This window comes from Hyalangium versicolor (genome assembly GCF_020103695.1).
Taxonomy (GTDB): domain Bacteria; phylum Myxococcota; class Myxococcia; order Myxococcales; family Myxococcaceae; genus Hyalangium; species Hyalangium versicolor.
Window position 1 is genome coordinate 248,516 of the sequence record NZ_JAHXBF010000005.1, and the last position, 12,568, is coordinate 261,083.

Here is a 12,568-nt window from a genome sequence, read left to right on the forward strand (position 1 = left end):
TGGCCTATAAGGTCCCCCGCCATGTTCCGGATGATTGCGACAGCCCTGTTCCTGGTGGCCACCGTGGCCGCTGCGCAGCCCTCTCCCGGCCCCTGGACGAAGAAGGTCCAGGACGGCAAGGAGCTCTACGCCACCTTCAAGACGACCCAGGGCGACATGGTCGTCCGGCTCTTCTCGAAGGACGCTCCGAAGACGGTGGAGAACTTCGTGGGGCTGGCCGCCGGAGAGAAGGAGTGGACGCATCCGGGCACGGGCGAGAAGTCCAAGAAGCCCCTCTATGACGGGACGATCTTCCACCGCGTCATCCCCGACTTCATGATCCAGGGCGGCGATCCGCTGGGCGTGGGCACGGGAGACCCGGGCTACCGCTTCGCGGACGAGTTCCAGAGCGGCCGCACGTTCTCCAAGCCGGGCCTGCTGGCCATGGCCAACGCCGGCCCCAACACCAACGGCAGCCAGTTCTTCATCACCACCTCCACGCCCAATTACCTGAACAACCGGCACACCATCTTCGGCGAGGTGGTGAAGGGCTATGAGATCGCGGTGAAGATCTCCCAGGTCTCCCGGGACCCGAGCGACAAGCCGCTGACCCCGGTGAAGATCACCAAGATTGAGCTGAGCGAGAAGCCTCCGAAGGGCGTGGCCGCTCCGGCGCCGGCCAAGGGCGCCGCGAAGAAGGCCCCCGAGAAGAAGTAGGCATAGGCACTACACCACTCACGCGGGCCCGCCCAACCGGAGGGCCCCCAACCGCAGCGGGAGATGCACATGGGCATGACGGACGAGGCGAAGGCTGGGAAGGACCTCTATGCCACCTTCGACACCACCGAGGGGAAGATCGTGGTGAAGCTGTTCACGAAGGATGCTCCGAAGACGGTGGAGAACTTTGTCGGCCTGGCCACTGGCGAGAAGGATTGGACCCACCCGCAGACGAACCAGAAGATGAAGGGTACCCCGCTGTACGATGGGACGATCTTCCACCGCTGCATCCCGGAGTTCATGATTCAAGGCGGCGACCCGCTCGGCCGCGGGACGGGCGGCCCGGGCTACCGTTTCGAGGATGAGTTCCAGAGCGGCCGGCGTTTCGACAAGAAGGGCCTGCTGGCCATGGCCAACGCCGGCCCCAACACCAATGGCAGCCAGTTCTTCATCACTGTGGTACCTACCGCCCACCTCAACAACCGCCACACCATCTTCGGCGAGGTGGTCCAGGGCTATGAGGTGGCAGACCGCATCGCCAACGTGATTCCCAAGGGCCCGGGCGACCGGCCCACCACCGAAGTGCGCATCAACAAGCTGTCCATCTCGACGACCGCGCCGTAGCCCTCGTCCGCCAGACAGGCGGGCAGGGGAGTCCCCGGCGGGTCGTGCAGTTCCACGGGCCCTCCTCCTTATAGGAGGGGGCCCCAGATCACCTTCTCAACGATGGCTTCGAAGAACTACCGCAGCGGCTTCGCCGCGCTCATTGGCCGGCCCAACGTGGGCAAGAGCACGCTGCTCAATCAGCTCACGGGCGAGAAGATCGCCATCGTCTCGCCCAAACCGCAGACCACCCGCAACCGCATCCTGGGGGTGGTGACCCGGCCCGAGGGCCAGGTGGCCTTCATCGACACCCCCGGCATCCATCAGGCCAAGGGCGAGCTCAACCGCTACATGGTGGAGACGGCCCTCCAGGCCGCCGAGGAGGTGGACCTGGTCCTCTTCCTCATCGAGCCGCCTGGCGGCGAGAAGCCCGAGTCCTGGGTGGGCCCCGGCAACCGGATGATCCTCGAGCGGCTGCAGCGCATCGGCAAGCCGACCTTCCTGGTCATCAACAAGATCGACACCATCCCCAAGCAGAAGTTGTTGCCGCTGATCGATCTGTTCCGCAACGAGTTCCCGTTCGCGGAGGTGGTGCCCCTGTCCGCGCGCGAGGGGGACGGGGTGGAGAAGCTCTTCCACGTGGTGCTCCAGCACCTGCCCGAGGGCGAGCCCATCTTCGACGAGGACATGCTCACCGACCAGCAGGAGCGCACGCTGGTCTCCGAGTACATCCGCGAGCAGGTGCTGCGCCACTGCCGGCAGGAGATCCCATACTCCACCGCCGTGCTGGTGGACGTGTTCGACGAGTCCGAGCGCGAGCCCCGGCCGGGTGCCGCCGAGGGACAGTTGGCGGGGCTCATCCGCATCGCCGCCTCCATCTATGTGGAGCGTGATAGCCAGAAGGCGATCATCATCGGCAAGCAGGGGCAGATGTTGAAGACCATCGGGACGGACGCACGCAAGTCCATCCAGCGGTTGCTGGGGGCACACGTGTACCTCTCGCTCCGAGTCCGCGTGGAGCCTCGCTGGAGCGAGCGCCCCGAGGGGCTCAAGAAGCTGGGATACGAGTAATGAAACCGCTGGTCGCCATCGTCGGCCGCCCCAACGTGGGCAAGTCCACGCTCTTCAACCGCCTCATCCGCCGCCGGGCCGCGCTCGTGGAGGACGTACCCGGAGTAACTCGGGACCGCCACTACGCGGACGCCGAGTGGGGGGACCGGACCTTCACCGTGATCGACACGGGAGGCTTCGTCCCCGGAGACAAGGATCTGCTGCTCAGCGAGGTGCGCGAGCAGGCCCAACTCGCCGTGGAGGAGTGTGACGTCATCCTCTTCGTCACGGACGGCCGCGCCGGGCTCACCGCCGCGGACGAGGCCGTGGCCCGGCTGCTGCGCAAGAGCGGCAAGCCCGTGCTGGTGGTCGCCAACAAGCTGGACAGCCCGTCCGGTTCCATCCAGGCGCTCTCCGCGGACTTCTTCCGGCTGGGGCTGGGGGACGTGCTGCCGGTGTCCGCCGAGCACGGTCTGGGCGTGCCCCAACTGGCCGAGGCACTGCTGGACAAGCTGCCTCCGAAGAAGGAGGGCGAGGACGCCGAGGAGCTGCCGGACGACGGAACCATCCGCATCGCCATCATCGGCCGGCCCAACGTGGGCAAGAGCACGATGGTGAATGCCATCCTCAAGGAGAAGCGGCTGGTGGCCAGCGAGGTGCCGGGCACCACGCGCGATCCCATCGATTCGTCGCTCACCTATAAGGACAAGAAGCTCATCCTCACGGACACCGCCGGCATCCGGCGCAAGCGTTCCATTGCCCACCGGGTGGAGAAGTACTCCGTGGTGGCCGCCCTCAAGGTGCTGGAGCGCAGCGACGTGGCGGTGCTCCTCATGGACGCCACCGAGCCGGCCGTGGACCAGGACGCCAAGCTGGCGGGGCTCGCCGAGGAGAAGGGCCGGGCCCTGGTCATCGTGGTGAACAAGTGGGATCTCATTGGCACGGACCAGCGCCGGCAGGAGGCCTACCGTGAGGCGCTCAAGCACTCCCTGAAGTTCGTGGGATATGCCCCCATCATCTTCACCTCGGCCCTGAAGGGTTCCAAGGTGGACAAAGTGGTGGATATCGCCGTGGAGCTGGCCGAGCAGTTCCGGTACCGGGCTCCCACCCCCCAGCTCAACCGGTTGCTGGAGCACACGGTGAGCGAGCACCCGGCCCCCATCGTCAGCGGCAAGGCCCTGCGCCTGTACTACATCGCCCAGGTCGGTACGGCGCCCCCCACCTTCGCGCTCACCTGCAACTACCCGGAGCGCATCCCGGAGATGTACAAGCGGTACATCACCAACCAACTGCGCAAGACGTTCGATTTGAGGGTGCCCCTCCGGTTGCTCTTCAAGGAGCGGCCGGGCAAGGCCAAACGGGAGGCGCGCAAGCGTCCCCACCTCAAACAGGGCAAGCGCTGAGCGTGTTCGCGTTGACACCCCGGGTAGGCGCTCCGTAGATTGCGCCGCCTTTCGCCCCCCCAGAGAGAAGAAGAGGTCCAGCGACGTGGCCAATTCCGAGAAGATCACTCAGCGAGAGCTCAAGCAGCCTGACGCCTTTCAGCGCGTGGGCGCGGAGGCTCGCGACTGGTTGATTGAGCGCCAGACGCTCGTTGTCCTTGCCGTGGCCGTGGTGCTGGTGGGAGGCCTGGCAGTGGCGCTCATCAGCTACTTCTCCCACCGGGGAGAGTCCTCGGCCGCCAAGGAGCTGGGACAGGCGCTGGAGATCCTCGATCGCCCGGTGGTTGCCATGCCCGAGGGCGCCAACCTCACGCCGCAGGATGGCTCCGAGCCTCCCTTCAAGTCCGCCCAGGAGCAGGACCAGGCGCTGGTGAAGGCCCTCACGGACTTCCGCGCCGCGCACAAGGGCACCCGGTCGGCCACGACGGCCGCCCTGGCGCTGGGCAAGGCCGAGTATCGACTGGGCAACAATGACGGCGCGGTGGCCGCCTTCTCCGAGTTCCTCAAGGACGCCGCGCAGAACGATCCGATGCGCGCCGCGGCGCTCGAGGGCCAGGGCTACGCCTACGAGGCCCAGCAGAAGTACGACCAGGCGGTGGCCACCTTCGACGAGATGTCCAAGGTGGATGCCGCCGGTTACCTGGAGGGCATGGGCCAGTACCACCACGCCCGTATTCTCGTGCTCCAGGGGAAGAAGGACGATGCGGCGGCCATCCTGGTGAAGATCCCGGTCGAGCACTCGGGCAGCGCGGCGGCGCGGCTGGCCACGGAGCGCACGGCGCTGCTGGCGGCCGATGGGGTGAAGATCCCCGAGGCTCCGCAGCCGGCCGCCGCTCCCAAGGACGGAGGGGCATGACTCGGCGTTCGTGGAAGCGGTGGGTGGCGGGGGTAGGGGCCGTGGGGCTGCTGGGTGCGTGCAGCTCCGTGCCGATCCACGGCAATCCGGTCAGCTCCGAGCGCCAGCAGCCTCCCTCCAGCTTCTTCGAGGTGGACTGGTGGACGCCGCTCGTCGCGCCGACCAGTTGGGAGTACTCCCCGCGCGAGTTCGCCACTCCGGCGGTGGATCCGGACTCCGGGCGCGTCATCGCGCTCACGCGGGATGGAGTCATCCGGGGCGTGGCTCCGGGCGGCACGGTGGAGTGGTCGCTCAAGACGCCCAATCGTTTCGCGGCTGGCGCCACGGTGAATGAGGGCGTCGCCTACGTTCCGGGCGGTGACGGGACGTTGTACGCACTGGATGCGCGCTCGGGCGCGATCAAGTGGAAGTACGAGGCGGGTGAGTCCCTGGCGACGACGCCGGTGATGGCTGGCTCGCTCGTGCTGGTGGTCTCCGAGGCCGACACGCTCTTCGCGGTGGATACGGAGACGGGCAAGTGGGCCTGGCAGTACCGGAGGGATCCGCCCAGCGGGTTCACCATCCACGGTGTGTCGACGCCCCTGGTGAAGGGCGACACGGTGTACCTGGGATTCTCGGACGGGTACCTGGTGGCGCTGGACGCCAAGGGAGGCACCTCGAAGTGGGAGAAGTCCCTGGCCGGCGGCGCCACCGAGTACCTGGATGTCGACACGCAGCCCGTGGTGGATGACGCGGGCCGGCTCTATGTGGCCTCGTATCAGGGTGGGCTGTACGCCCTGAACGCTGAAACCGGGGATATGGAGTGGAGCTCCACGGTGGCGGGGATCACCTCGCTGCTGATGCGAGGGCAGATCCTCTTCGCCACCGGAAATGGCCGGGTGGATGCCTACCTGAGCGATACGGGCAAGCTCCTGTGGTCGCACAGCCTGGGCGAGCGGGCAGGGCAGATGCCGGTGATGGCTCGCGGGGTGTTGATTGTGCCCAACCAGCGCGCGCTGCTGTTCGTGGATCCCAAGACGGGCCAGTCCCGGCTGGCGTGGAACCCCGGGGATGGCGTGAGCGCTTCGCCTCATATCCAGGGTTCGACTGCCTACGTGCTGTCCAACAACGGCTACCTGTACGCGCTGCGGCTGCAAGGGAGCGGCGGTTGACGGGTGGTGGGCGCAGGACCGTCCGGGTGGTGGCGGCGTTGATTCCGGAGCCTGGCGAGGGTTCCCGGTTCCTGGTGCAGCAGCGGCTTCCAGGTGGGAGCCGGGCGTTGCTCTGGGAGTTCCCCGGCGGCAAGGTAGAGGCCGGAGAGACGGATGAAGCCGCGCTGGCTCGCGAGTGCCGCGAGGAGTTGGACGTGGAGCTCGAGGTCGGCCGGCGGCTCTGGGAAGGCCGGCACACGTACCCGGATCTCACGGTGGAGCTGGTGCTGTACTGGGCTCGGCTGGTGTCGGGTGAACCGAAGCCACTGGGAGCCCATGCGCTGCGGTTCCTGAATCCGGCGGAGATGACGGCGCTGCCTTTCTGCGAGGCGGACATACCGCTGCTGGATGACCTGGTGGCCGGAAGGATGGAGCTGCCGCGGTGATGTTGCAGCGGACGTTCCAGCACATTCCGGGCGTGGGGCCGTTCCGGGAGAAGGATCTCTGGGCGCAGGGCATCAAGACCTGGGATGACTTTCCGGCGGCGGGTACCGGCGCTCCGGCGATGACGCGGAAGATGGATGACGTGGCCCGCGAGCACATCGCCAAGGCCCGCGAGGCGTTCGAGCGCAGGGATTTGAAGGCGCTGGCGCAGGTGATTCCGTCCCGGGAGCACTGGCGGCTGTACCCGGACTTCGCCCAGGACGCGCTGTTCTTCGACATCGAGACGGATGGGAAGGAACAGCAGTTTCCCACGGTGGTGAGCCTGTTCGACAGCACGGGGCTGCACGTGTTCCTGCTGGACCGGAACATGGATGAACTGCCGGAGGCGATGGCGGCACGGCGGCTGTGGGTGTCCTTCAATGGCACGTGCTTCGATGCACCGGTGCTGCGCGATTACTTTGGCGCGAAGCGGTTCCCGACGCCGGATGCGCATATCGATCTGCGGTTCGTGACGAAGCGGCTGGGGATGGGCGGTGGGCTGAAGGAGATCGAGGACAGCCTGGGCTTGGGGCGGCCGCCGCACATGAGGGGCGTGAACGGCTGGGACGCGGTGCTGCTGTGGCGGGCGTACAAGGCTCGGGCGGACCTGGAAGCGCTGCGGTTCCTGGTGGAGTACAACCTTTATGACTCGTTCCAGCTCCGGACGCTGATGGATGTGACGTACAACAAGGGCGCGGACGAGCTGAACCAGGATGTGCCGCGGCTGCCGGTATTCGACCGCGGCGAGGTCCTGTACGACGTGAGCAAGATCATCCTGGAGCTGGGGCCCACGGAGCGGGACATGCAGACCCTGGCGCGAGTGCGGAGCCAGGACCGGGATCTGCGCGAGCTCTGAGGGCGTTACCGACGCTTTTTCTTGTCGTTCTTCTTGGGCGTCGGGGCCGGGGCGTCTTTTTCCTTTTCGCCGGCGATCTGGAACTCGAAGCGGAGGTCCTGGATTTCGCGGCCGAGCGTATCGGTGATGGTGGCTCCGGTCTGGGCGTCGATGACCACGGCGTACTTGTGGCCGGATTTGAGGGGGGTCGGTAGGGAGATCCGGTAGATGACACCGTCGGGGGTTTCGTCGGCGGAGTCGTCCGAGATCATGGCGCGTTCGACTTCGTCGAAGAGCCGGATCCGATAGTTGCGCAGGCCGATGGAGCTGCGGATTTCGATCAGGGACGTGGACTCGATGGAGGGCTGCTCATCGAGCGCCAGGGCGATGGGTTCCATGCCACCGTCGCCGACCTGGTAGCGGACCACGAAGGAGGCGGGAGGCGTCGCGGGAGCCGTGGCGCTGGCATCTGGGGGAGCTTCGACGGCGCCGCCATCCGTGGGGGTGGCGGACTGTTTGCTCGGGCATCCGGCCAGGGAGATGGACGCGAAGAGTGCGAGGAGGCCACGGCGGGAGAAACGCATAGGCCGGACACGGTACGTCCCACGGAGGGAACCGAAAAGCACGAAGACGGGCGCGGGAGGCCAGCCGTTGGAGGGAGAACCGGGGGCCTGGCGGCCCGGTTTCCCCTCTAGCGCGCTCTGGCGTTGAGTCCGATAAGATGCGTTATGTAAACTAACTAGGCGCCGGTTTTCGAGGCCCCCAGGCCAGCCCCCGGCTTGTTCCCGGACCCACCCCCAGGTCGATTCCCCTGTCCCGTCCCCGTCGATTTCGAGCCCGTTCCGCACCGCCGCGCTCATCCAAATTGACGGCCCGATTCGAGGTCGCTAAACGCTCAGGTCCCTTGCAGCTTGGAGGCGCCCATCAAGACGATTCTCACTGGCGACCGCCCTACCGGTCCGCTCCATCTCGGGCATTACGTCGGCTCGCTGAAGAACCGCGTCCAGCTCCAGCACCAGTACCGCACCTTCGTCCTCGTGGCGGACATGCAGGCGCTGACCGATAACGCCGACAACCCGGCCAAGGTCCGCCAGAACGTCGCCGAAGTCGTCATGGACTACCTGGCCATCGGGCTCGAGCCGAAGGTCGTCACCATCTGCCTCCAGTCCATGCTGCCCGAGCTCGCCGAGCTCATGATGTACTACCTGAACCTCGTCACCGTGGCTCGGCTCCAGCGCAACCCCACGGTCAAGGAGGAATACCGCCGCATCCTGCGCGCCCCCGCGGACACCCCCGAGGAAGAACTCCGCGAACTCGAGGCCCAGGTCCCCGCCGGTTTCCTCTGCTATCCCGTCAGCCAGGCGGCCGACATCACCGCGTTCAAGGCCCACCTGGTCCCCGTCGGCGAGGATCAGAAGCCGATGATCGAGCAGACCGTCGAGATCGTCCGCAGCTTCAACCGCACCTACGGTCAGGACGTCCTCGTCGAGCCCGAGGCCCTCATCCCTCAAATCGCCCGGCTGCCCGGCACCGACGGCCAGGCCAAGATGGGCAAATCCCTGGGCAACGCCATCTACCTCTCGGATCCAGCGGACGTCGTGGCCAAGAAGATCAAGGGCATGTTCACGGACCCCAAGCACCTGCGCGTGGAGGATCCCGGCACCGTCGAGGGCAACCCCGTCTTCACCTACCTGGATGCCTTCGATCCGGACGTCGAGAAGGTCCAGGGCCTCAAGGATCACTACCGGCGCGGCGGCCTGGGCGACTCCGTGGTCAAGAAGCGCCTGGCCGAGGTGCTCGAGTCCTTCCTGAGCCCCATCCGAAAGCGCCGCGAGGACTACGCCAAGGACCCGGCCGGGGTGATGCGCCTGCTCAAGGAAGGCACCGATCGCGCCCGCGAAACCACCGCCAGCACGCTCGCCTCGGTCCGCAAGGCCATGCACCTGGACTACTGGCCGTAGTTCCAGGGAGAGAGCCTCACCGTCAGTCCCTGTCTCACCGCGTCATGTCCCGGCTACCGAATTCCGCAGGTCGGATCGCGGTTTGGGAAGTCGCAGGTCTCGGAAATCAAACGCCCGCCCGCTCGTTCAGGGGCCTGGGATTTTCCCCGCTTGACCGTGGACTGGGCTTCCCGCAGAACGCGCGCACCCGGCTCCCCGGAAAGGAACCTTTCATGAAGCGTCTGGTCGTCGTTGCCGCCCTCGTGGGCGCGCTCCCCGCGCTCGCGGATGAAGGCATGTGGACGTACAACAACTTCCCCTCCGCCAAGGTGAAGGAAAAGTATGGCTTCGAGCCCTCGCAGCAGTGGCTCGACAAGGTGCGCCTGTCGTCCGCACGGCTCGCCGGCGGCTGCTCGGCCAGCTTCGTCTCCCCCAACGGCCTGGTGATGACCAACCATCACTGCGCCCGCGGCTGCATCGAGCAGCTCTCCAACGCCCAGAAGGACTTCATCGCCAACGGCTTCTACGCCAAGACCGAGGCCGAAGAGGTTCAGTGCCCGGCCATGGAGATCAACCAGCTCACCGAGATCACCGACGTCACCGACCGGCTCAACAAGAGCACCCAGGGGCTGACCGGCAAGCAGTACTCCGACACCCTCAAGGCGGAGATGTCGAAGATCGAGAAGGAGTGCGCCACCAGCGATCAGGTCCGCTGTGACGTCGTGACGCTGTACCAGGGCGGCAAGTACAACCTCTACAAGTACCGCCGCTTCCAGGACGTGCGCCTGGTGTTCGCCCCGGAGCACGCCATCGCCTTCTTCGGCGGCGACCCGGACAACTTCGAGTTCCCCCGCTACGATCTGGACGTCTCGTTCCTGCGCATCTACCAGGACGGCAAGCCCGCCCCCACGGAGAACTACTTCTCCTGGTCCAAGGCCGGCGCCAAGGATGGCGAGCTCACCTTCGTTTCCGGCAACCCGGGCCGTACCTCGCGCGGGCTGACCGTGGCGGAGCTGGAGTACCAGCGCGATGTGGCGATGCCCAAGGCGCTCATCTCCATGTCCGAGTTCCGCGGCATGATCAACGAGTTCCAGAAGCGCGGACCCGAGCAGCAGCGCATCTCGAACAACATGAAGTTCGGCGTGGAGAACGGCATCAAGGCCATGAAGGGTCGCGAGGCGGCCCTCGTCGACAAGAAGTTCTTCGCCTCCAAGGTCGCCGCCGAGCAGGCACTGCGCCAGAAGGTCGACTCCGATCCGGAGCTGAAGAAGAAGTACGGCGCGGCCTGGGACGAGATCGCCAAGGCCGAGGAGCAGCTCAAGAACATCCGCGATGAGCTGGTCTACATCGAGCAGGGCCAGGGCTTCGGCTCGAGCCTGTACCAGATCGCCAAGGCGCTCGTGCGCGCCGCGGACGAGCTGCCCAAGGAGAACGGCCAGCGCCTGCGCGAGTTCACCGACGCCGGCCTGCCGGCCTTCAAGGCCCAGTTGTTCAGCCCCGCTCCCATCTACCCGGAGGTCGAGATTGCCCGGCTGGAGTTCACCCTCACCAAGCTGCGCGAGGACCTGGGCCCCGATCACCCGTTCGTGAAGAAGGTGCTCGGCAAGGAGTCTCCCGCGACGATGGCGGCCCGCCTGGTCAACGGCACCCAACTGCGCGATCCCAAGGTCCGTGAGGAGCTGTTCAAGGGTGGCAAGAAGGCCATTACCGCCTCGCAGGATCCGATGATCAAGCTGGCCGCGCTGGTGGACCCGGACGCGCGCGCCGTGCGCAAGAACTACGAGGAGAACATCGAGTCGGTCATCAAGAAGAACAGCGAGCTGGTGGCCAAGGCGAAGTTCGAGATCTACGGCACCAACGTCTACCCGGACGCCACCTTCAGCCCGCGCGTCTCCTACGGCTCCGTCGAGGGCTACATGCAGGACGGCAAGAAGGTGAACCCCATCACCGTCATGTCCGGCACCTTCGACCGCCACACGGGCGAGGATCCGTTCAAGCTTCCGCAGAGCTGGCTGGACGCCAAGAGCAAGCTCAAGCCCTCCACCCCCATGAACTTCGTCACCAGCAACGACATCATCGGCGGCAACTCCGGCTCGCCGATGATCAACAAGAATGCCGAGATCGTCGGCCTGGTGTTCGACGGTAACATCCAGTCGCTCGGCGGGGAGTACGGCTTCGACGAGAGCGTCAACCGCACCGTCGGTGTCCACAGCGACGCCATCATCGAGGCGCTGCAGAAGGTGTACGGCGCCACCCGCGTGATCGAGGAGCTGCGCCCCTCGAAGCCGACCCCGGTGAAGACCAAGCCGGCGGGGTGAGCCACCTCGACGTAACCCCTTGAAGTCCGGAGGCTGTCTGGGGTCCCCCAGGCAGCCTCTTCTCTTTATAGGATGGGCTGAATGCCTTCGATCCTCGACAGCCTGCCGGAGCTGTACCGGAGCCTCTTCCCCTCCTTCTTCCAGGATCCGATCCCCGTCGAGACCAAGGCCACGTGCTCCTCGTGCGCCATGTGCGAGGCCGCCAACCCGGTCCGCATCGAGTCCGTGGATGGGGTGAGCCGGTTCTTCCGCCCGGATACCAAGTGCTGCACCTACCACCCTCGCCTGCCGAACTACCTGGTGGGCGCGATCCTCTCGGACACGGATCCCGCCATGGCCGAGGGCCGCCGGCGCATCCAGGAGAAGATCGCTCGCGGCGTCAGCGTGAACCCCCAGTGGATCAAGGCGCCCACCCGCTACAACCTCCTTTATACGAACGCGCGGCAGGCGTTCGGCCGGGCGCAGGCGCTCAAGTGCCCCTACTACGAGTCCAACGGGGGCCTGTGCACCATCTGGCGCTACCGCGAGGCGGTGTGCTCGACGTACTTCTGCAAGTACGTGGCGGGCGCCGATGGCCGGAAGTTCTGGATGACGCTGAAGACGTGGCTCACCCTGTCGGAGATCCAGCTGTCGCGCTACGCCCTGCTCCAACTTCTGCCGGACTACGTGCTCCTGGGTAAAGACAAGGCGGATGTCGCCACCGGGCCGCTGACGATCGAGGACCTCGACGAAAAGCCGCTGCCCGAGAAGGAATATGCCGAGCTCTGGAACCCCTGGGTGGGCCAGGAGGAGGAGTTCTACCGGCGCTGCTTCGAGAGCGTCCGCGCCCTGTCCTCCGAGGAGTTCGAGAACCTGCTGGGGCTGGATGGAATCGTCGAGCTGTCCATGCTCAAGCGGCTCCATGAGAAGGCTGTCGCACCGAAGCTCCCGAAGATGCTCAAGCTCAACCCGAGCACCACCATCCAGTGGCTGCCGGACGGGAGCATCGCCCTGGCGTCCTACAGCGAGTACGACGCGGTGGCGCTCCCGGGAGAAGCCTACGCCCTGTTGGTGGAGTTCAACGGCAGGGCTCCCGTGGAAGAGGTGCGCCAGCGGCTCCGGGACGAGAAGCAGGCCGATCTGCACGAGGACATCCTGGTGGAGCTGTACCGGCATCGCATCTTGGTCGACGCTCAGGCGCCGCAGCAGTAAGGCGCTCGCGCCAGGAGGGAAAGG

The 12,568-nt window shown here is 66.2% G+C and carries 12 protein-coding genes; 11 read left to right on the plus strand and 1 reads right to left on the minus strand.

The genetic code is table 11. The features are described 5' to 3' along the window. Nucleotides 1-21 precede the first annotated feature (21 nt). The 8 genes from KY501_RS12635 to KY501_RS12670 all read left to right on the plus strand — a co-directional run bounded on the left by KY501_RS12635 (nucleotide 22) and on the right by KY501_RS12670 (nucleotide 7,116). Nucleotides 22-696: a peptidylprolyl isomerase gene (locus KY501_RS12635; protein ID WP_224363129.1), complete on the plus strand. Its 675-nt coding sequence runs from the start codon at nucleotides 22-24 to the stop codon at nucleotides 694-696. Nucleotides 697-765: 69 nt separating this feature from the next. Next, entirely contained in the window at nucleotides 766-1,320 is a 555-nt protein-coding gene (locus KY501_RS12640; protein ID WP_224363130.1) for a peptidylprolyl isomerase, read from the plus strand. Between the two features lie 102 nt (nucleotides 1,321-1,422). Beyond that, entirely contained in the window at nucleotides 1,423-2,370 is a 948-nt protein-coding gene (gene era, locus KY501_RS12645) for a GTPase Era (RefSeq protein ID WP_224363131.1), read from the plus strand. Continuing rightward, nucleotides 2,370-3,752, plus strand: coding sequence for a ribosome biogenesis GTPase Der (gene der / locus KY501_RS12650; protein WP_224363135.1), 1,383 nt, complete (start codon nucleotides 2,370-2,372; stop codon nucleotides 3,750-3,752). Before era ends, der begins: the two co-directional genes overlap by 1 nt. A gap of 85 nt (nucleotides 3,753-3,837) precedes the next feature. Then, a complete protein-coding gene (locus KY501_RS12655; RefSeq protein WP_224363137.1) occupies nucleotides 3,838-4,647 on the plus strand; it encodes a tetratricopeptide repeat protein in 810 nt (269 codons plus the stop codon). Beyond that, the gene (locus KY501_RS12660) at nucleotides 4,644-5,798 is read left to right on the plus strand and encodes an outer membrane protein assembly factor BamB family protein (RefSeq protein ID WP_224363139.1); all 1,155 of its coding nucleotides are present in this window, start codon (nucleotides 4,644-4,646) and stop codon (nucleotides 5,796-5,798) included. The genes KY501_RS12655 and KY501_RS12660 overlap by 4 nt, the downstream gene beginning before the upstream one ends. Further along, a complete protein-coding gene (locus KY501_RS12665) occupies nucleotides 5,795-6,223 on the plus strand; it encodes a (deoxy)nucleoside triphosphate pyrophosphohydrolase (protein ID WP_224363140.1) in 429 nt (142 codons plus the stop codon). The genes KY501_RS12660 and KY501_RS12665 overlap by 4 nt, the downstream gene beginning before the upstream one ends. Next, nucleotides 6,223-7,116 (plus strand): ribonuclease H-like domain-containing protein, encoded by an 894-nt coding sequence (locus tag KY501_RS12670; RefSeq protein ID WP_224363142.1) that lies wholly within the window; start codon nucleotides 6,223-6,225, stop codon nucleotides 7,114-7,116. Before KY501_RS12665 ends, KY501_RS12670 begins: the two co-directional genes overlap by 1 nt. A 5-nt stretch (nucleotides 7,117-7,121) precedes the next feature. On the opposite strand, the gene KY501_RS12675 is transcribed toward KY501_RS12670, so the two are convergent. Further along, entirely contained in the window at nucleotides 7,122-7,679 is a 558-nt protein-coding gene (locus KY501_RS12675) for a hypothetical protein (protein ID WP_224363143.1), read from the minus strand. 327 nt (nucleotides 7,680-8,006) lie between these two features. Here KY501_RS12675 and trpS point away from each other — a divergent pair, with 327 nt between their 5' ends. The 3 genes from trpS (at nucleotide 8,007) to KY501_RS12690 (ending at nucleotide 12,544) form a co-directional block, all read left to right on the plus strand. Continuing rightward, on the plus strand, nucleotides 8,007-9,056 hold the full coding sequence (gene trpS, locus KY501_RS12680) for a tryptophan--tRNA ligase (RefSeq protein WP_224363145.1): 1,050 nt from the start codon (nucleotides 8,007-8,009) through the stop codon (nucleotides 9,054-9,056). Nucleotides 9,057-9,268: 212 nt separating this feature from the next. Next, nucleotides 9,269-11,353 carry a S46 family peptidase gene (locus KY501_RS12685; RefSeq protein WP_224363147.1) on the plus strand — a complete coding sequence of 695 codons (2,085 nt, stop codon included), beginning with the start codon at nucleotides 9,269-9,271 and terminating at the stop codon, nucleotides 11,351-11,353. 81 nt (nucleotides 11,354-11,434) lie between these two features. Then, the gene (locus tag KY501_RS12690) at nucleotides 11,435-12,544 is read left to right on the plus strand and encodes a hypothetical protein (protein ID WP_224363148.1); all 1,110 of its coding nucleotides are present in this window, start codon (nucleotides 11,435-11,437) and stop codon (nucleotides 12,542-12,544) included. The last annotated feature ends 24 nt before the right edge of the window (nucleotides 12,545-12,568 follow it).

Excerpts from the sequence above, each read along its gene's own strand:
- KY501_RS12635 (WP_224363129.1), top strand. The coding sequence starts at position 22 with ATGTTCCGGATGATTGCGACAGCCCTGTTCCTGGTGGCCACCGTGGCC.
- KY501_RS12640 (WP_224363130.1), top strand. The coding sequence starts at position 766 with ATGGGCATGACGGACGAGGCGAAGGCTGGGAAGGACCTCTATGCCACC.
- era (WP_224363131.1), top strand. The coding sequence starts at position 1,423 with ATGGCTTCGAAGAACTACCGCAGCGGCTTCGCCGCGCTCATTGGCCGG.
- der (WP_224363135.1), top strand. The coding sequence starts at position 2,370 with ATGAAACCGCTGGTCGCCATCGTCGGCCGCCCCAACGTGGGCAAGTCC.
- KY501_RS12660 (WP_224363139.1), top strand. The coding sequence starts at position 4,644 with ATGACTCGGCGTTCGTGGAAGCGGTGGGTGGCGGGGGTAGGGGCCGTG.
- KY501_RS12670 (WP_224363142.1), top strand. The coding sequence starts at position 6,223 with ATGTTGCAGCGGACGTTCCAGCACATTCCGGGCGTGGGGCCGTTCCGG.
- KY501_RS12675 (WP_224363143.1), bottom strand. The coding sequence starts at position 7,679 with ATGCGTTTCTCCCGCCGTGGCCTCCTCGCACTCTTCGCGTCCATCTCC.
- KY501_RS12685 (WP_224363147.1), top strand. The coding sequence starts at position 9,269 with ATGAAGCGTCTGGTCGTCGTTGCCGCCCTCGTGGGCGCGCTCCCCGCG.
- KY501_RS12690 (WP_224363148.1), top strand. The coding sequence starts at position 11,435 with ATGCCTTCGATCCTCGACAGCCTGCCGGAGCTGTACCGGAGCCTCTTC.